Source organism: Kribbella sp. CA-293567 (assembly GCF_027627575.1).
GTDB lineage: Bacteria > Actinomycetota > Actinomycetes > Propionibacteriales > Kribbellaceae > Kribbella.
The window spans coordinates 2,664,087-2,681,251 of the sequence record NZ_CP114065.1 but is presented as its reverse complement, the minus strand read 5'-3'; the positions used below and the strand labels follow the sequence as shown (position 1 = coordinate 2,681,251).

General features: G+C 69.3%; 17 protein-coding genes. 7 read left to right on the top strand and 10 right to left on the bottom strand.

Annotated elements, in window-relative coordinates; all coding sequences use genetic code 11:
• The first annotated feature begins 37 nt into the window (after positions 1-37).
• Positions 38-634, top strand: coding sequence for a TetR/AcrR family transcriptional regulator (locus OX958_RS12915; RefSeq protein ID WP_270137560.1), 597 nt, complete (start codon positions 38-40; stop codon positions 632-634).
• Here OX958_RS12915 and OX958_RS12910 read toward each other — a convergent pair whose 3' ends face one another.
• From OX958_RS12910 to OX958_RS12900, 3 genes are read right to left on the bottom strand one after another with little or no spacing between them, the layout of a single operon-like run.
• On the bottom strand, positions 635-1,885 hold the full coding sequence (locus OX958_RS12910) for a hypothetical protein (protein WP_270137559.1): 1,251 nt from the start codon (positions 1,883-1,885) through the stop codon (positions 635-637).
• Positions 1,882-2,340 (bottom strand): sigma factor-like helix-turn-helix DNA-binding protein, encoded by a 459-nt coding sequence (locus tag OX958_RS12905; RefSeq protein WP_270137558.1) that lies wholly within the window; start codon positions 2,338-2,340, stop codon positions 1,882-1,884. The genes OX958_RS12910 and OX958_RS12905 overlap by 4 nt, the downstream gene beginning before the upstream one ends.
• Positions 2,341-2,371: 31 nt before the next feature.
• Complete coding sequence (locus tag OX958_RS12900; RefSeq protein ID WP_270137557.1) at positions 2,372-3,553, bottom strand: MFS transporter; 1,182 nt, start codon at positions 3,551-3,553, stop codon at positions 2,372-2,374.
• Positions 3,554-3,590: 37 nt separating this feature from the next.
• Here OX958_RS12900 and OX958_RS12895 point away from each other — a divergent pair, with 37 nt between their 5' ends.
• Positions 3,591-4,160, top strand: coding sequence for a CGNR zinc finger domain-containing protein (locus OX958_RS12895; protein ID WP_270137556.1), 570 nt, complete (start codon positions 3,591-3,593; stop codon positions 4,158-4,160).
• Here the strand turns inward: OX958_RS12895 and OX958_RS12890 are convergent.
• On the bottom strand, positions 4,141-5,115 hold the full coding sequence (locus OX958_RS12890; protein ID WP_270137555.1) for an NAD(P)/FAD-dependent oxidoreductase: 975 nt from the start codon (positions 5,113-5,115) through the stop codon (positions 4,141-4,143). The two genes, OX958_RS12895 and OX958_RS12890, sit on opposite strands and share 20 nt — an antisense overlap.
• A gap of 85 nt (positions 5,116-5,200) precedes the next feature.
• Here OX958_RS12890 and OX958_RS12885 point away from each other — a divergent pair, with 85 nt between their 5' ends.
• The gene (locus tag OX958_RS12885) at positions 5,201-5,779 is read left to right on the top strand and encodes a helix-turn-helix domain-containing protein (RefSeq protein WP_270137554.1); all 579 of its coding nucleotides are present in this window, start codon (positions 5,201-5,203) and stop codon (positions 5,777-5,779) included.
• A gap of 33 nt (positions 5,780-5,812) precedes the next feature.
• Here the strand turns inward: OX958_RS12885 and OX958_RS12880 are convergent, their stop codons facing one another.
• Positions 5,813-7,024 (bottom strand): RNA polymerase sigma factor, encoded by a 1,212-nt coding sequence (locus tag OX958_RS12880; protein WP_270137553.1) that lies wholly within the window; start codon positions 7,022-7,024, stop codon positions 5,813-5,815.
• Positions 7,025-7,268: 244 nt separating this feature from the next.
• Between OX958_RS12880 and OX958_RS12875 the strand changes: the two genes are divergently transcribed.
• The 4 genes from OX958_RS12875 to OX958_RS12860 are packed head-to-tail and all read left to right on the top strand — an operon-like array spanning position 7,269 to position 10,162.
• Positions 7,269-7,652, top strand: coding sequence for a group I truncated hemoglobin (locus tag OX958_RS12875; protein ID WP_270137552.1), 384 nt, complete (start codon positions 7,269-7,271; stop codon positions 7,650-7,652).
• Positions 7,653-7,658: 6 nt separating this feature from the next.
• On the top strand, positions 7,659-8,798 hold the full coding sequence (locus OX958_RS12870) for a globin domain-containing protein (protein WP_270137551.1): 1,140 nt from the start codon (positions 7,659-7,661) through the stop codon (positions 8,796-8,798).
• Positions 8,795-9,382: a DivIVA domain-containing protein gene (locus tag OX958_RS12865; protein ID WP_270137550.1), complete on the top strand. Its 588-nt coding sequence runs from the start codon at positions 8,795-8,797 to the stop codon at positions 9,380-9,382. Before OX958_RS12870 ends, OX958_RS12865 begins: the two co-directional genes overlap by 4 nt.
• 9 nt (positions 9,383-9,391) lie before the next feature.
• Complete coding sequence (locus OX958_RS12860; protein ID WP_270137549.1) at positions 9,392-10,162, top strand: class I SAM-dependent methyltransferase; 771 nt, start codon at positions 9,392-9,394, stop codon at positions 10,160-10,162.
• Here OX958_RS12860 and ftsY read toward each other — a convergent pair.
• The 5 genes from ftsY to OX958_RS12835 are packed head-to-tail and all read right to left on the bottom strand — an operon-like array spanning position 10,159 to position 17,071.
• Positions 10,159-11,352 carry a signal recognition particle-docking protein FtsY gene (gene ftsY, locus OX958_RS12855; protein ID WP_270137548.1) on the bottom strand — a complete coding sequence of 398 codons (1,194 nt, stop codon included), beginning with the start codon at positions 11,350-11,352 and terminating at the stop codon, positions 10,159-10,161. The genes OX958_RS12860 and ftsY overlap by 4 nt on opposite strands.
• Positions 11,353-11,354: 2 nt before the next feature.
• The gene (gene cydC / locus OX958_RS12850) at positions 11,355-13,028 is read right to left on the bottom strand and encodes a thiol reductant ABC exporter subunit CydC (RefSeq protein WP_270137547.1); all 1,674 of its coding nucleotides are present in this window, start codon (positions 13,026-13,028) and stop codon (positions 11,355-11,357) included.
• Positions 13,025-14,653 carry a thiol reductant ABC exporter subunit CydD gene (gene cydD, locus OX958_RS12845; protein ID WP_270137546.1) on the bottom strand — a complete coding sequence of 543 codons (1,629 nt, stop codon included), beginning with the start codon at positions 14,651-14,653 and terminating at the stop codon, positions 13,025-13,027. The genes cydC and cydD overlap by 4 nt, the downstream gene beginning before the upstream one ends.
• Entirely contained in the window at positions 14,650-15,648 is a 999-nt protein-coding gene (gene cydB, locus OX958_RS12840; protein WP_270137545.1) for a cytochrome d ubiquinol oxidase subunit II, read from the bottom strand. The genes cydD and cydB overlap by 4 nt, the downstream gene beginning before the upstream one ends.
• Positions 15,649-15,661: 13 nt before the next feature.
• Positions 15,662-17,071, bottom strand: a complete 1,410-nt coding sequence (locus tag OX958_RS12835) for a cytochrome ubiquinol oxidase subunit I (RefSeq protein WP_270137544.1) — start codon at positions 17,069-17,071, stop codon at positions 15,662-15,664.
• Positions 17,072-17,165: the final 94 nt, after the last annotated feature.

Here is a 17,165-nt window from a genome sequence, read left to right as displayed (position 1 = left end):
CGCGCCACTGCGACCGTCCGAAGCTGGGGAAGTACGAATGGGGACCGAGCACGGGGAAAAGCCACGCCGAGGTAGGCCGCGGGATCCGGACGCAGAGCCGAGAATCCGCCGGTACGCCGTCCAGCTGCTGCTGGAGCGCGGGTTCGACGGCATGACGGTGGACGACGTGGCCGAGGCGGCCGGCGTCGGCAAGGCCACGATCTACCGGCGGTGGGCGAGCAAGGACCTGCTCGCCAACGACGCGATGACCGATCTGTTCGACATCGAGATTCCCGACGCCGACACCGGCTCGATCGAGGGTGACCTGCGCCAGGTCTACCGCGACGCGCTGGCGTTCGTGAACCGCAAGGAGGGCGTCGCGCTGATCCGGCTCGCGATCACCGAGCTGAACCGCGACGAGCAGTTCGCCGCGTTCTACCGCAGCTTCCTGCAGCGCCGGATCGCCCTGACGGCGGCCGCGCTGGAGCGGGCCCGGCGCCGCGGCGAGCCGATCCGCGCGTCCGCCGACCCGGTCCTGATGGTGCAGTGGCTGGCCGGCATCCTGATCCTGCGCGCGATGACCGGTGAACCGATGCCGGCCGTCGAGGACGCGGACCACCTGGTCGCGATGACGATGCGGACGATCATGGAGTAGCTAGCGGCGGACGCCGGGCCCGAGGGCGACGCCGTCGACCTCGAGCTCGGTGACCCGGCGGACCTGGCCCGACCGCAGGTTCCAGGCCAGCAACCAGTCGGTGACCTGGAGCAGGGCGGTCTGCTGGTCGTACCAGCCAAGCAGGAAGCAGCAGCCCGGCTCGCGGATCCGGTCCGGAGTGCTGCGGCCGGGAGTCGGCGTCGCCGCCGGGGTCTCGCCGAACACGAGCAGCCGGTCGTCGAGTGGCTGCAGGGCCGAGATCGTCGCCAGTACCTGTGCCTGGGAAGCAACCGTGGGCACCTGCGCCAGTTCGCTTGCGACGAACATCCGGCCGACGGAAGCGCCACTGTCGAACGTTTGTCCCACCCAGGAAGCGACCGGCAGCTGCGGATTGCTGACCTCGACCCACCCGTTGTTCCCGGCGTACTGGCGCAGTGCCACCTGCCCCGCCACCCCGTCCAGCCGGTACGGCGTAGTCGCGTCGTCGGCATCGTGGCTGGCGGCGACGCTGCCGACGACCGACGGCTGGTTGCTGGCCAGATCCACGTCCAGCCGGTACGCCGCACCCGGTCCGCTCGCCAGCAGCCGCGTGCTGTTGGGCAGCCACGAAACACTGCGGATGTCCCTCGACGGCAGGGTGACCGACCGGGTCATCGCCGTACTGGCGTCGATGATGTGCACGGCGCCCGGCTGCGGGAAAGCGACCAGCTTGCCGTTCGGGGCGATCGCTCCGGCGCTCAGCGGCAGGCCGGTCGCGATCGGTTGCAACTCACCAGGAGCCTGGGCCCAGCGGGAGTCCGCGCCCAGGAACAGCGGCACGAACTTGCCTTCCGCCGGTGCCAGGACCACAGCGGCGAGGCGGTCGATCGGGTCGTTCCGCAGGTCTTCGGGATTGTCCGGCACACGCAGCAGGTCACCCAACGGGGTGGAGACCCGGTCGAGGAACGGTTCGCTGCCCGCGGGCGGCGCGTTCCAGTAGGTGATCCCGGCGATCTGGCCGGCCGGCGGCACCGACCCCGGCGGAGGCGACGGAGTGTCTGGTGGAGTGAGAGCGAACCTGTCGCCACCCAGCGTCATCACCAGGACGCCCGCGACAACCACCAGGACGAACGCGATCACCCCGGCGATGATGCTGCGTCGCTGCTTGCGGCGATAGGCGACACCGGCGGCCCAGGCCGCGTCGGTGAGCTCCGGCTCGGGCAGGCCGTCGGCCGCCCGCGCGAGCAGCAGGGGCACCTCGTCGCGTTTCATCGCGGCTCTCTCCCGGTGACGTCGCGCCAGTCCGCGGTGCCGAGCTCCAGCCGGAAGCGGCTGACCGCGGTCATCGAGTGCGTGTGCACGCTGGAGTGGGACATCCCGAGGATCTCACCGGCCTCGAACTCGGTCAGCTCCTCGAAGTACAGCAGCACCAGTACCGCGCGCTGCTGCGGACTCAACGCGGCCAGTGCGGCCTTGACCGGATCCTCCTCGTCCTCGAAGACCTTGGCCCGCGACCAGCGCGCCAGCGCCTGGTGGAACAGCAGCCCGAGCACATAGGAATCCGGATCGTCCTCTCTCCCCCACCGCGTCGACAACCGCGTGAAGGCGCGCAGCAGTTGCTCCTCGGCCCGCCCTGCGTCGCCGTACACGAGGTACGCCGTACGAAGCCATCTCCCTTGCCGCGCATCGACGTACGCGGCGAACTCTGGGTCGACTGTGTCGCGCATCCACCCTCCCGGGAACCATTCAACCTCTCAACTACCCAAAAGAGGATGGTTGCGACCGCAGTAGTCGCGCCAACTTCGGCTGGAGGGCGGCCAGAAGGACTGCCAGTACTGCGCAGCTGACCCAGAGTCCAACCGGCCCTGTTGCGGCATAGACCTGAGTACTCACCAAGGGCGCGACCGCTGTGGCCACTCCCCAGCTCAGCCCGTACGTCGCCAGGTACCGACCTCGTGCGTGCTCGGGAGCCAGTTCGGCGACCACTGAGAGGGCGCGCCCGATCAGCACCACGTCTCCGAGGCTCCAGACAACAGCGGCGGCCAGGAAGGTCGGCAGATTGTGGGCCAGCCCATTGGCGATCAGACCGGCTGCCAGCACTACGTAGCCCAGAGCCATGGCCTGGAAGTTGTCGAGAGCGCGCAGGCGGCTAGTACGCAGTACCGGCTGTGCTGCTACCTGGGTGATCGCGGAGAGGGCGAGGATGAAGCCGATGCCGGACGCCGAGACTCCGCGGTCGAGCAACGTGAGAGGTAGCGCGAACACGATCACCATGGCGAGTACTGCGAAGACAGTGCCTGAGGACAGCATCCAGAGCAGCCGGCGATCGCGCCAGACCGCTGCAGCGGGCGGCACGGCGTGCACCCCGCCGGGCAGCGCTACTGCGACCAAAACTGCGCAGGCCAGACAACTGGCTGCGTCGGCGACGAACAGCCAGCGCAAGTCCCACTGTCCGAGCCACGCCGCCGACAGCCCCGCGACAACCCCCGCCACGGCCATCACCGCACCCAGCAGCCCGTACGCCGCCGGGCGGTCGGCCGGCTCCGTCACGTCCGCGATGATCGCCTGACTCGGCGGTTCGTAGATCTCGAAGGCCAACCCCAGCAGCACCACCGCGGGCACCGCCGACCACAGACTCCCGGACCCTGCGATCCACAACTGCCCTACCGCGCATCCGACCAGGCCGAGCACGATCGTCGCCCGCCGCCCCAAGCGGTCGGCCAGCAAGCCACCGATCACCCGGGACGGCAGAGTCGCCACCCCGAACGCGGTCAGCACCAGCCCGGCCTCCGCCACGCCGGCCCCCAGTTCCACCGTCAGCACCACCGCCAGAAACGGCAGCGTGAACGCACCCAACCGGTTGACCCCGCGCGCGACCACCAGCACCCAGACCACCGAAGGCAACCGACGGTGACCGGCAAACTCGGTATCGTTGGTCACGACAACGCACCCTACGAAGTCTGGAGTGACTGGTCAAGTGAACTTCGATAGTCACATCCTCGCCGTCCTCACCGCCGCCGTGGCCTTGGTCAACCGCCTGACTCCCGGCCAATCCGGCGGTACGCCCTTCGACGGACCGGACGATCTGACCGCGGCTACCGCCGACGCACTCGGGGATGACGGCAGGCCCAGGCCCGAGGTGACCACCGCGCAGGCCCGGCAACTGGCCGCCGTCGCGAGCAGAATGCGCATCGTCTTCGAGGCAGCCCACCGCGGCGAAACGGACCGCGCCGCCGAGGAGGTCAACGCCCTCCTGCGCGACACTCACGCCCGGCCTCAGCTCGACCGCACCGGCTCTCCTGGCTGGAACCTGCACTTCCACGGCGCTGACGACACGCTGGCAAACGGCTGGGCTGCCGGCTGCGCGGCCGGGCTGGCCATGGCCCTCGGCAGCGACCTCGCAGGCCGGCTCGGAGTTTGCTCCGCGCCGGCCTGCGACCGGGTGTTCGTCGACGCCTCCCGCAACAGTGCGAAGCGGTTCTGCTCACCGCAGTGCCAGAGCCGCGTCAAGGCCGCCGCCCATCGGGCTAGACGGCAGACGTCGTAGCGCCCGCGCGGTACTCCTCTACCGCCTGCCGGGTCTCCTCCGTCACCAGGTCCGCATTGATCATGGCGCCGGCAGTGAGTCCCGCCGCGGCCGAGTTGACCACCTGAGTCATCGGGTCGGTCACGTTGCCGGCCACCCAGACACCCGGGACGTCAGTAGCGCCAGTGGGGTCCGAGTCGACAGCCGTGCCCACCACGACTCCCCTGGCCTCCCGGACGGTCGCCTTCAAACCGAGGTCGTCCAGGAAGTCGGCGCGGGCCTCCAGTTGGGTTTGGACCACCAGCGCCTGCCGCGGGATCACCCGGCCGCCTTCGAGCCGGATGCCGCTGAGCTTGTCGTCGGTGACCTCCACCGCCTCGACCTTCCCCTGCACCACGGAGATCCCACGGGCGGCAAACTCCTCCCACTGCTCCTCTGTCGGCTCCAGCACGTCGTTGAGGAACAGCGTCACGTCCGCGCTCCACTGTCGGAACAGCAACGTCTGGTGGCCGGCCATCGCCCCAGTAGCCAGTACGCCGATGGCCTGGTCCTGCACCTCCCAGCCGTGGCAGTACGGGCAGTGCAGCACGTCCCGCCCGAACCGCTCGGCAACGCCCTCCACTGCCGGCAACTGGTCGACCACCCCAGTGGTCACCAACAGCCGGCGGGCCTCCACCGCCTCGCGCCCGGCCAGCTCCACCACGAACCCGTACTCCGAACCACCCGGCCGCACTCGCGTCACGGTGTCGATCACCACCTCACCGCCGTACCCGGCGACCTCGGCGCGCCCGAGCGAGTACAGCTCGGCCGGCGGGACACCATCCCGGGTCAGGTAGTTGTGCACGTGACCTGCCGCGGCGTTGCGAGGCGTGCCGTTGTCGACCACCAGCACGGACCTGCGCGCCCGGACCAGCGCCAGCGCACCACTCAATCCGGCGGCTCCCCCGCCGATCACCACCACGTCGTACCGCTTCACCCTGAGCTCCTTCGTCGTTGGTCGTTCTGAACCGACCATCCGCCATTATGTCGATTTTGACAAACATCTTTGCCAGAATGGCAAGATGGAATCAGAGCTCGACGATGTCCTCGAAGCAGTCGGCCCCCGGCTGCGCGCCCTCCGCCTCGAACGCGGCACCACGCTCACCCAGCTCTCGGAGACCACCGGCATCTCGGTCAGCACACTGTCCCGCCTGGAGTCCGGTCAACGCCGCCCCACCCTGGAACTACTGCTGCCGCTCGCCCGCGCACACCAGGTCCAGCTGGACGAACTGGTCGACGCTCCACCGACGGGCGACCCACGGATCCACGCCAAGCCGTTCAAACGTCGCGGCGCGACGATGATCCCGCTCAGCCGGCGCCCGGGGGGCCTGCAGGCGTTCAAGCAGATCGTCCCCGAGGGGTGGGGCGGCGACAACGTGGAGCAGCGCGTGCACGAGGGCTACGACTGGATCTACGTGCTGTCCGGCCGAATCCGGCTGGTGCTCGGCGACCAGGACTTCTTCCTGCAGGAGGGTGAGGTGGCGGAGTTCGACACCCGAGTCCCGCACTGGTTCGGCAATCCGGGGCCGGGCCCGGCGGAGATGCTGTGCCTGTACGGCCCGCAGGGCGAGCGACTGCACGTCCGGGCGCGCTCCAAGTAGCCGATAAAAGTTGCTGCCAGCAACAGATCGGGGTCAGTCGCGCCTTCGCGCCGCCGCGCTGACCTCCGCCGCCTTGGTGGTCAGGTAGTTCTGTTCCGGCAGGGTCGTGGTCCGGCGGGCCGCCGCGGTGAAGTGCGCCGCGGCGGTCTCGTGGTCACCGAGCATCTCGTACAGATGCCCGCGTACGGCATCCAGCCGGTAGTGCCGGTCCAGCTTGTCGTCCAGCGGCCGTAGCAGCTCCAGTCCGGCCTGTGGACCCGACACCATCGCGTGGGCGATCGCCCGGTTCAGCGTCACCATGGGGTTGCCCGACAGTTCCTCCAGCAATCCGTAGAGCCCGACGATCTGCGGCCAGTCCGTCTCCTCCGGCCGGGCCGCCTCGTCGTGCAGCGCGGCGATCGCGGCCTGCAGCTGATACTCCCCGAGCGGCGGCCGGCCAAACGCGTCGACCGCCAGCGCGACGCCCTCGTCGATGAACTCCTTGTTCCACAGTGACCGATCCTGCTCGGCCAGCGGGATCAGCTCGCCGAGCGAGCCGGTCCGCGCCGGCCGCCGGGCGTCGTTCAGCAGCATCAGCGCCAGCAGGCCGGTGACCTGGGCGTTCTCCGGCAGCGACTCGTGCACCATCCGGGTCAGCCGGATCGCCTCACCGGACAGGTCGCTGCGATGCAGCTCGGAACCGCTGCTGCTGGTGTAGCCCTCGTTGAAGATCAGATAGAGCACATGCAGGACCTGCGCCAGCCGCTCCTGGTCCTGCGACAGCTCGAACGGCAGCCCCTTGAGCTTCTGTTTGGCCCGGCTGATCCGCTGCGCCATCGTTGCCTCGGGCACCAGGTACGCCGCCGCGATCTCGGCCGTCGTCAGCCCGCCGACCGCTCGCAACGTCAGCGCGATCGCCGACGCCGCGGTCAACGCCGGGTGGCAGCACAGGAACAGCAGCCGGAGCGTGTCGTCGTGCTCCTCGACCGCCTCGGGCGGCACCTCGCGCCGCGCCGCCCGTTCCTCGCGCTTCCGCCGCGCCTGCTCCTGCCGGATCTCGTCGACGAACCGGCGCGAAGCCGCCTGGACCAGCCAGCCGCGCGGACTGTCCGGCACCCCGTCGGCCGGCCAGCTCCGAGCCGCCGCGATCAGCGCCTCCTGGACGGCGTCCTCGGCGGCGGTGAAATCGCCGGTCCGGCGGACCATCGCACCGAGCACCTGTGGCGCCAGTTCCCGCAGCAGGTCCTCGAGCCCCGCCTCCGTCATGCTCAACCCTTACCCCGAAGTGTTCTCGCCCACAACCGAAAATCCCGCTTGCCGTTGCCTCAGGCAACCACTTCGGGCGTTGGCCCGGTCGCCAAGGTTGGCCAACCCGGACCGGATTGTCAACGTCACGAACAGTTTACGAACGGATACTTCCAGAAGTCGGATGACAACTTGACCTCGACCCACCACAGGTGTTCGGATCGGTCCGCTCGGGGATCGATTCCACATCTGGGAAGGTTTGCTCGTGGTTGAGCACGTAGAGATTCCGGAGATCAGCGACTACGCCGCCGTGGGTGGCGCCGGCGCGATCTCATCGGTGGTGGATTTGTTCTACCAAAGCGTTCTCGCGGACCCACAGCTGGTCGGGTACTTCGCGGACACCGACCTGGCCAGGCTGAAACGCCACCAGGTACAGCTCGTCTCGCAGGTGATGGGCGGCCCGGTCAGTTACGAGGGCGCCGACCTGGCGCAGGCGCACAGCGGCCGCGGCATCACCGGCGCGGACTTCGGCCGGGTGGTGGACCACCTGGTCGCCGCGCTGGAGGCGCACAGCGTGCCGGCCGAGATCACCCAGCGGGTGGTGGCGGCGCTCGGCGCGACGCAGGACGACATCGTCACCGCGCCCTGACCCGGGATGGATCCGGCAGCGCTGAAGAACAGCTGGGCCCTGGTCGCCAAGGCCGGTGACGAGGTACCGCTGTTCTTCTACTCCCACCTGTTCCTTTCCCATCCCGAGGTCCGGGAGATGTTCCCGGTCTCGATGGCCGCCCAGCGCGACAAGCTCGTCGGCGCGCTGGGCGCCGTGGTCAGCAACGCGAGCCAGCTCGACGAGGTGGTGCCGTTCCTGCAGCAGCTCGGCCGGGACCACCGGCGGTTCTCGGTGATCGCCGAGCACTACTCGGCGGTCGGAGCCTCGCTGCTGGCGACCCTGCAGCACTTCCTCGGCGCGGCCTGGACCTCCGAGCTGGCTGCCGACTGGGCCGAGGCCTACGGCCTGGTGGCGACCGTCATGGTCCAGGCGGCCGAAGAGTCGGCGGAGGAGACACCGGCCTGGTGGCCGGGCGAGGTGCTCGGCGTCGACCGCCGCACGATGGACGTGACGATCGTGCAGATCCGCCCGCAGCAACCGCTGCCGTACGTGCCCGGGCAGTCCGTCGCGCTCGAGATCCCCTACCGGCCGCGGCGCTGGCGCTACTACAGTCCGGCGAACGCTCCCCGGCCGGACGGCTCGATCGAGCTGCACATCGGCCTGGTGGCGGGCGGGCAGGTCAGCGGACCCGCGGTGCGGTCGCTCAAGAAGGGTGACCCGGTCCGGCTCGGCGCCCCCGTCGGCAACACCCTGAAGCTGCCGGAGAACGGCCGCCGGAGCCTGCTGATGGTCGCCGGTGGCACCGGGCTCGCGCCACTGCGCGCGATGCTCGAACAGCTGGACCGGCGGACCGACGCGGCCGACATCCCGATGGTGCACCTGTTCCACGGCGTCCGGATGCCCTGGAACCTCTACGAACACAAGCAGCTGACCAGGCTCACCCAACGGCCCTGGTTCCACTACACCCCTGTGGTGTCCGACGACGCGTCGTACCCGGGTCTACGGGGTCTGGTCGGCTCGGTGGCCGCCGAACAGGGCCCCTGGAACGGGCACACGGCGCTGGTGTGCGGCTCTCCGGCGATGGTGGCCCACACCGTCGATGAGCTCACCGGAGCCGGTACGCCGGCCGCAGACATCCTCATCGAGTCCTTCGGGACCACGACCTCGGCAGGGGGCCAGCAGTGACACCCGAAGACCCGTTTGCCCGCAGACCTTCGCAGTCGCCCAACGCGATCCGGCACCAGACCTTCACCACCCGCCGCAAGGGTGTGGACCCCGACGAGGTCCGGGAGTACCTGGCCACGCTGGCAGGTCAGATCGAGTACGCCGACGCCGACCGCGCGGACCTCCGGGCCGAGGTGGAGCGACTGCGCAACACCAGTCCGGACGCCGCGCAGCGCGAGCAGATCACGGCTCACGCGGTCGGCCTGCTCAGCCAGGCCCAGCAGATCGCCGACAACCTGGTCGCGGAGGCCGAGCAGTACGCGAAGGACCTGGTCGAGTCGGCACGCCACCAGCAGCGCGACGTACTCAAGCAGGCGCACGACTCGGTCGAGACGGCCGTGAAGCAGTTGCCGACCACTGCTCAGGCAGCGGAGCTCGAATACGTCCGCACCTTCACCCAGGTCGCGCACGTCCAGCTGCGCTCGGTCCTGGACGCCCTGGCCGAGCAGGTGGAGCGTCTGGGCCAGTTGCCCCGCACCCCCGCGACACCGGAGCAGCCCGCTGCCTCCGGGGAGGTCGAGTGGTGGACTGACATCAAGAACTAAGCTCCGCGCATGGCTGGAGACAAAATACGCGGGTTGACGTTCGGCGAGGTCGCAGAGGAGTACGACCGGGTGCGGCCGGGCTATCCGGCGGAGCTGTTCAAGGACCTGCTCGGCTACTCCGCGCCGGGCAGGGCTCTGGAGATCGGAGCCGGTACCGGCAAGGCGACGATGGCGGTCGCCTCCACCGGCGTGCAGGTCGTGGCGCTGGAGCCGGACCCCGCCATGGCCCTCGTACTGCGGCAGCGGGCGGCCGGCCTCGCGGTGAACATCGCGATGGGGACTCTGGAGTCCTACGAGCCTGAGGAGCAGTTCGACCTCGTCTACAGCGCCCAGGCCTTCCACTGGACGAAGCAAGAGACCCGCTGGCCTCGTACTGCGGCTTTGCTGCGCCCGGGCGGCTCGCTGGCTCTCTTCTGGAACCACGACCGACTGGCTGACGCCGGCGCACGGGCAAAGGTGGCGGAGATTCTGCAAGGCCACGAACTGGCTCCGGCCGACGACCTGCCGACGCTCGACGACGCGCAGCGGATCTGGCCGGCGACCGAGCTGGCCGGGCGAGCGGAGTTCGGTGAGCAGCGGCAAGAGCGGTACGTGTCGGAGCGTGAGCTGCCGCGGGAGGACTACCTCGCCTACCTGACCACCCAGTCGGCGTACCGGATCCTGGACGACGAGGAGCGCGACGAGTTGCTCGACGAGCTCCGGTCGGTGCTGCCCGGGACCGTGACCCTGGACGTCGTCACGCTGCTGTACCTGGCCAGGAAGAGCCGGCCGGGCGTCTAGTCGAGCAGCGCGTCGACGAACTGCTCCGCGTCGAAGGGGGCCAGGTCGTCGGCGCCCTCGCCGAGGCCGACCAGCTTCACCGGGACACCGAGCTCGCGCTGGACGGCGATCACGATGCCGCCCTTCGCCGTCCCGTCCAGCTTGGTCAGCACCAGACCGGTCACGTTGATCACCTCGGCGAAGACCCGCGCCTGGGTCAGGCCGTTCTGCCCGGTGGTGGCGTCGATGACCAGCAGCACCTCGTCCACCTCGGCGGTCTTCTCGATCACCCGCTTCACCTTGCCGAGCTCGTCCATCAGACCGGTCTTGGTGTGCAGCCGGCCGGCGGTGTCGATCAGCACGACGTCGGCGTTCTCCTCGATGCCCTGCTTGACCGTGTCGAAGGCGATGCTGGCCGGGTCGCCACCCTCGGGTCCCCGGACGGTCCGTGCGCCGACCCGCTCGCCCCACGTCTGCAACTGGTCCGCTGCCGCGGCCCGGAAGGTGTCGGCCGCGCCGAGCACGACGTGCTTGTCCTCGGCGATCAGCACCCGGGCCAGCCGGCCCACGGTGGTCGTCTTGCCGGTGCCGTTGACGCCGACCATCAGCATGACGGCAGGCTTGCCGTCCTTGCGCTCGGCCTTCAGCGAGCGGTCGAGGGTCGGGTCGACCAGCGCGATCAGCTCTTCGCGCAGGATGGTGCGGGCCTGGTCGGCGGTGACGCCCTCGACCCGGACCCGGGTGCGCAGCTTCTCGACCAGCTCCTGCGTCGGCGCCACCCCGACGTCGGCGGTGATCAGCGTGGTCTCGATGTCCTCCCACGCCTCTTCGTCCAGCTTGTCGCGCGACAGCAGCGCCAGCAGGCCCTTGCCCAGCGAGCCCTGCGAGCGGGCGAGACGTGCCCGGAGCCGGACCAGCCTGCCCTGCGCGGACTCAGGCTTCTCCAGCGTCCCGGTGGCGGTGCCCGCGGGCTCCGGCGGCAGCTCGGTGTCCTCGAGCGTCCGCTTCGGGGTGTCCCGCGGTACCTCGGCGTCGTCGCCGACCTGCGGCTCGACGAGCTCCGGGGTCTTCTGCGCCGCGGGCAGTTCCGCCTTGCGGCGCCTGGAGACGACCAGACCGGCCGTACCGGCGACCAGGACAGCGGCGATCACCGCGATGATCGCGATCAGGGCCTGGTCGGTGAGCAGGGTGACTAGCTGAGTGGTCGACACGATCACCCATCTTGGCAGACGCCGAGCGCGCTTCCAGCACCCCTCACGCAGCATCGGCCGGAAAGAACGAGTGGCGGTTGCGTTGCGTGAGGAGCCAGCTCCGGGCGGTGTGTCAGCAGTACGACGGTGCGGTCGCCTGCTGCGGCGTACAGGTCTTGCAGGAGTTGGCGGCCGGTCTCCTCGTCCAGGTGCTCGGTGGGCTCGTCCAGGACCAGTACGTCGTGGTCCGCGAGCAGCAGCCGGGCGAAGGCGAGCCGCTGCCGCTCTCCGCCGGACAGTCGCGCCCCGTGCTCCCCCACCATCGTGTCGAGGCCGTCGGGGAGGCCGTGGACGAATTCACCGAGCCGGGCGCGGTACAGCGCGTTCCAGAGCCTCAGGTCGCTGGCACCCGGCTTCGCCAGCAACAGGTTCTCCCGGATGCTCGTGTCGAAGACGTGACTCTCCTGCGTCAGGAGGCCGATCACCTTCCGTACGTCGTCTCCAGCGAGGTCAGTGAGCCGGATACCGCCCAATGCCACGCGGCCGCTGGTGGGCTCTAGGAAGCGCAGCAGTACGGCGGCCAGGGTGCTCTTGCCCGAGCCGCTCGGCCCGGTCACCACCACTCGGCTTCCGGCGGCCACACTCAGGCAGACGTCCCGTAGTACTGGGTGATTGTCGTAGCCGGCGTTCAAATGGCTGACTACAAGATCGCGTCCTGCCGGGAGTTTGTGAGGCTCGTCCGGCTCAGTAACTGGCGTTGCAGTGGACAGCAGGTCCTGCACGCGCGTCAGAGAGGCTTTGACCCGAGTAGCAATCTGCGCTGTCGCAGGGATGCCGCCCAGCGCATCTGCAAGCGCCAGCGGGGTCAACACCAGCACGGCGAACACAGGGCCCGAGATGTCGGCGCCGCTGCCAAGTACCAGACCAGCCACGCTGCCGCCGCCCACACACAACACGAGCAAGGCATTGCCTAGGCCCGCACTCCACGCCGACCTCCGCTCAGCGGCTGCCAGTCGCGCATCAGCAGCCTCGAAGGAGGCCAGTACTGCGTCTGTCGCGTTGAAGGCGACCAGGTCCGCAGCAGTCAACAGCGTCTCCGTCGCGCTCGCCGCAACCTCTCCCCTATCGCCCGCGATCGCTCGCTCGGCCCGCCGGGCACTGTAGGCAGTCAGCCACGGCACCACCGTGCAGGCGAGTGCTACCGCAACTGCAACCGCAGCGCCTGCTGTCGGCAGCAACACCGCCAGGAGAGCAACAGTGGCCAGCGCGGTCACACTCGCCACTACCAGCGGCAGCACCACCCGCAGCCATAGGTCGAGGACCGCGTCCACGTCGAGCAGCAGCCGAGCCAGCAGGTCACCACTCCGCACTGACGTCAGTCCGGCTGGTGCCAGCTCCTCCAGCCGTGCGGTGATCCGCGACCGGGTGGCACCCAGGACCCGATAGGCAGCGTCATGCGCAGCCAGGCGTTCGACGTACCGGAAGAACCCGCGGCCGATCCCGAATGCTCGCACCGCCACGATCGCCACCAGCAAGATCAGCACCGGAGGTTGTGCCGCCGCCTCGGTGATCAACCACGCGGAGGTCGCCAGCAGCCCAATGGCCGAACCGGACGCCAGTACGCCGGCCGCCACGGCTACGCCCAACCGCCACCGAGCCCCACGCTCCGGTCGCACCAAGTGCACCAGGCTGCTCATGCCGGCACCAGCCCGCGCGCCCGCTCGACCTGAACCACTCGGTCCGCCGCAGCCAGCAGAGCGGGCCGGTGCGCCACCATCAGAACGCTCCGCCCAGAGGCCCGCAGTTGGCCGATCACCTGAGCCTCCGCCTCTGCGTCCAGCCCGGCTGTCGGTTCGTCCAGCAACAGCACCGGCGCCCCCGTCACCAGTGCGCGGGCAAGGGCTACCCGCCTCCGTTGGCCGCCCGACAGCAACTGGCCGCCTTCCCCGACCGCTTGTCCCGGGTCCAACTCCGAGGCACCTGCCTCAGCCAGCGCCTGCAGTACCTGGTCATCTGTGGCTTCGGGGCGCCCCAGGCGGATGTTGTCCGCGATGCTGCCCACCCGAAGTCCCGGCCGCTGCGGCACCCAGGCCAACTGCTTCCGCCAGCATTCGGGGGCGAACTCGTCGGCAGCAGTTCCACCAGCCACCACCACCCCACGCTCCGGTACGACGAAGCCGAGCACCGCCGCCAGCACAGTGGATTTGCCGGCCCCACTAGGCCCAGCAAGGGCAACCACCTCACCCGGCGACAGCTCCAGGTCGAAGCTCTCCAACGCAGGCTCGTCCCGACCCGGATACCGCACTGTCACGTCGTGCAACTGCAGCGGAGTCACCCGCAGATCCGGCACGTCGGTCCGCTCCCCCCGCTCGGGCAGCGATGTCTCCAGCACCCGGAAGACCTCCTCGCTCGCCGCAACCCCGTCCGCACTCGCGTGGAAGTGCGCACCTACCTGCCGCAGCGGCAGGTAGGCCTCCGGCGCCAGGATCAGCACCAGCAGCGCGGTCTCCAGGCCGAGCTTGCCGTCGATCAGCCGAAGCCCGACACCGACCGCGACGAGCGCCACCGAGATGCTTGCCAGCAGTTCCAGGACGAACGACGACAGGAACGCCAGCCGCAGACTCTTCATGGACGCTGCTCTGTGCTGGTCGGTCACCTTCCGTACCGCGCCGACCTGCCCCTTCGCTCGCCCGAACAGCTTCAGCGTCGGTAGCCCGGCCACCACGTCCGAGAAGTGGTGAGCCAGTACTGCGAGCGCGTGCTGCCGCCGCCGGCTGTGCGCCTGCGTAGCCCAGCCGACCAACGCCATGAAGATCGGGATGAGCGGCAGCGTCACCACCACCGTCCCGGCGGCGATGAGGTCACCAGTAGCCATCCAGCCGACCACACCGGCCGGCACAGTCGAGGCGAGCACCAACTGCGGTAGGTAGCGCGCGAAGTACGGGTCGAGGTCGTCAAGGCCCTTGGTGAGCAAGGTGGTCAGCGCGCTGCTCCGCTCGCCACTCAGCCACGCAGGTCCAAGCTTGAGCGAGTGCTCGAGCACCTGCCGCCGCAGCGTCGACTTCACCGCTGCCGCCGCCCGCTGAGCGACCACCTCCTGCACCCACACCAGCACGGCCCGCGCGGCCAGTACTCCGACCAGCAGCCACGCGACCTGACCGACCCCCTCGCCGCGCAGCACCACATCGGTGATGCCCCGCGCGAGCAGCACCGCCTGCACCACGATCAGCAGCCCGGTGGCCACTCCGATCACGACCGACGCGACCAGGAACACCCGGGCGCTCCTGGCCCGCCGCAGCAACCGCGGATCGAGTGGCTTCACGGCACTGTCACCGTCTCGACGCGGACTCGCTGACGGAAGACCCAGTAGGTCCAGCCCTGGTACAGCATCACCAGCGGCGTGAAGATCGCCGCGATCACCGTCAGCACCTTCAACGTGTACGCCGAGGACGCCGCGTTGGTGACCGTCAGGCTCCACGCCGGATCGAGGGTGGAGGGCATCACCGCCGGGAACATCGCCACGAACAACGAGGCGACTCCCAATCCGACCGCCAGCGCGGTCCCGGCGAACGCCCAGCCCTCGCGCCCGAGTTTGTTGGCGACCAACGCAGCGACCAGCGCGACGGCGGCGGCCCCGGCGACGGCCACCGATTCGGTGTCGCCTCGCAGTCCGTGCGCGCACGCCAGGAAGCCGACCACCAGCACGGCCGCGATCAGGCCCGTCGCCGAGGCCGTCCGGTTGGCTCGTGCCCGCAGCTCACCGGTCGTCTTCAGGGCCAGGAAGATCGCGCCATGGGCGACGAACAGCATCGTGAAGGCCACGCCACCGAACAGGGCGAACGGGTTGAGCAGCGTCCCCAGGGTGCCGGTGAACTCGTGGGAGGCGTCGATCGGCAGGCCGCGGACGAGGTTGGCGAAGACGATGCCCCACAGCAGCGCGGGCAGCAGCGAGCCGATCGCGATCAGGGTGTCCATCCGGTCGCGCCACGGCAGGTCGTCGCGCTTGCCGCGGTACTCCAGCGCCACCCCGCGCAGGATCAGCGAGACCAGTACTGCGAACAATGGCAGGTAGAACCCGCTGAAGAGCGTCGCGTACCACTCGGGGAAGGCCGCGAACGTCATCGCGCCGGCGACGATCAGCCACACCTCGTTGCCGTCCCAGACCGGGCCGATGGTGGTGATCACGGCCCGCCGCTCCGGCTCGTCCCGGCCGAGCACCCGCAGCAGGATGCCGACCCCGAAGTCGAACCCCTCGAGGACGAAGTACCCGATCCAGAAGAACGCGATGATCGCGAACCAGACGGTTGTCAGTTCCATGCTCGGACCACCTCTAGTACGTGAAGGACAGTGGCTTGGCGGCTTCCCCGGGGTCGTCGGGGGTGTCGGGCTCCGGCGAGGTGCCGGCCAGCCCGCCCCGGATGGTGCGGAGCATCAGCTTCACCTCGACCACCGCCAGGACGCCGTACAGGACCAGGAAGCCGATCATCGAGATCAGCACCTCCGTCATCGACGTGCTCGGTGAGACGCCGGCCGAGGTGGGCAGCAGACCGAACACCAGCCAGGGCTGCCGGCCGGTTTCGGTGAAGATCCAGCCGAACGCGTTCGCGGCCAGCGGCAGCAGCGGCAACGGCAGCGCCAGCCAGACCAGCCGGCGGTCCGGCGCCCGGCCCCGTCTCGTTGCCCATAGCAACCACGCGGCGATCCCGACCGAGGCCATCCCGACCCCGATCATCAGCCGGAAGGTCCAGTAGGTGAGCGGGATGTTCGGGTTGTACGAGCCCGGCCCGTACAGCTCCTCGTACGCCTGCTGCAGCGAGTTGATCCCCCTCACCTCGCCGTCGAAGTGCCCGGTGCCGAGGAAGGAGAGCAGGTACGGGATCTTGACCGAGTAGATCTCCCGGGAGCCGTCCAGGCTGCCGATGGTGAACAGCGACAGCGCGGCCGGCTTCTCCGTCTCGTACAGCGCCTCGGCCGCGGCCATCTTCATCGGCTGCACCTCGGTCATCACCTTGCCCTGCTGGTCACCGCTGAGCGCGACGCCGGCGCCGGCCACCAGGACGATCACCGCACCGAGACGGAGCGCCGTACGGAACGCGGCCACGTCGACGCCGGGCCGCCGGACCAGGTGCCAGATCGCCACCCCGGCGACGAACGACCCGCCGACCACGAAGGCGGCGAAGATCGTGTGCGGGTAGGTGACCAGCACGACCTTGTTGGTCAGCACGGCGCCGATGTCGGTCAGCTCGGCCCGGCCGCGCTCGGCGTTGATCCGGAAGCCGACCGGGTTCTGCATCCAGGAGTTGGCGGCCAGGATGAAGTACGCCGACAACTGGGTGCCCAGCACCACCATCCAGATGCAGGCCAGGTGGATCCTCTTCGGCAGCCGGTCCCAGCCGAAGATCCACAAGCCGATGAAGGTGGACTCGAAGAAGAAGGCCAGCAGCCCCTCCAGCGCCAGCGGGGCGCCGAAGACGTCGCCGACGAAGCGGGAGTAGGCGCTCCAGTTCATCCCGAACTGGAACTCCTGCACCAGGCCGGTGACGACCCCCATCGCGATGTTGATCAGGAACAACTTGCCGTAGAACTTGGTCAGCCGCAGGTACTTGTCCTTGCCGGTCCGGTACCAGGCGGTCTGCAGACCGGCCGTGATCGCGACCAGCGACAACGTCACCGGGACGAAGAAGAAGTGGTAGACGGTGGTGATCGCGAACTGCCACCGCGCCAGGTCGAGCGTGTCCATCGGAGCCCTCCGGGACGATCTACGACGTTACGTAGTAGAGCCTAACGCAGATCTACGACGTGTCGTAGTAGATCCGGCCGCAGACCTACTACAA

Excerpts from the sequence above, each read along its gene's own strand:
- OX958_RS12885 (WP_270137554.1), top strand. The coding sequence starts at position 5,201 with ATGGAATCAGAGCTCGACGATGTCCTCGAAGCAGTCGGCCCCCGGCTG.
- OX958_RS12910 (WP_270137559.1), bottom strand. The coding sequence starts at position 1,885 with ATGAAACGCGACGAGGTGCCCCTGCTGCTCGCGCGGGCGGCCGACGGC.
- cydC (WP_270137547.1), bottom strand. The coding sequence starts at position 13,028 with ATGAGCAGCCTGGTGCACTTGGTGCGACCGGAGCGTGGGGCTCGGTGG.
- OX958_RS12905 (WP_270137558.1), bottom strand. The coding sequence starts at position 2,340 with ATGCGCGACACAGTCGACCCAGAGTTCGCCGCGTACGTCGATGCGCGG.
- OX958_RS12880 (WP_270137553.1), bottom strand. The coding sequence starts at position 7,024 with ATGACGGAGGCGGGGCTCGAGGACCTGCTGCGGGAACTGGCGCCACAG.
- OX958_RS12860 (WP_270137549.1), top strand. The coding sequence starts at position 9,392 with ATGGCTGGAGACAAAATACGCGGGTTGACGTTCGGCGAGGTCGCAGAG.
- cydB (WP_270137545.1), bottom strand. The coding sequence starts at position 15,648 with ATGGAACTGACAACCGTCTGGTTCGCGATCATCGCGTTCTTCTGGATC.
- OX958_RS12870 (WP_270137551.1), top strand. The coding sequence starts at position 7,659 with ATGGATCCGGCAGCGCTGAAGAACAGCTGGGCCCTGGTCGCCAAGGCC.
- OX958_RS12915 (WP_270137560.1), top strand. The coding sequence starts at position 38 with ATGGGGACCGAGCACGGGGAAAAGCCACGCCGAGGTAGGCCGCGGGAT.
- OX958_RS12835 (WP_270137544.1), bottom strand. The coding sequence starts at position 17,071 with ATGGACACGCTCGACCTGGCGCGGTGGCAGTTCGCGATCACCACCGTC.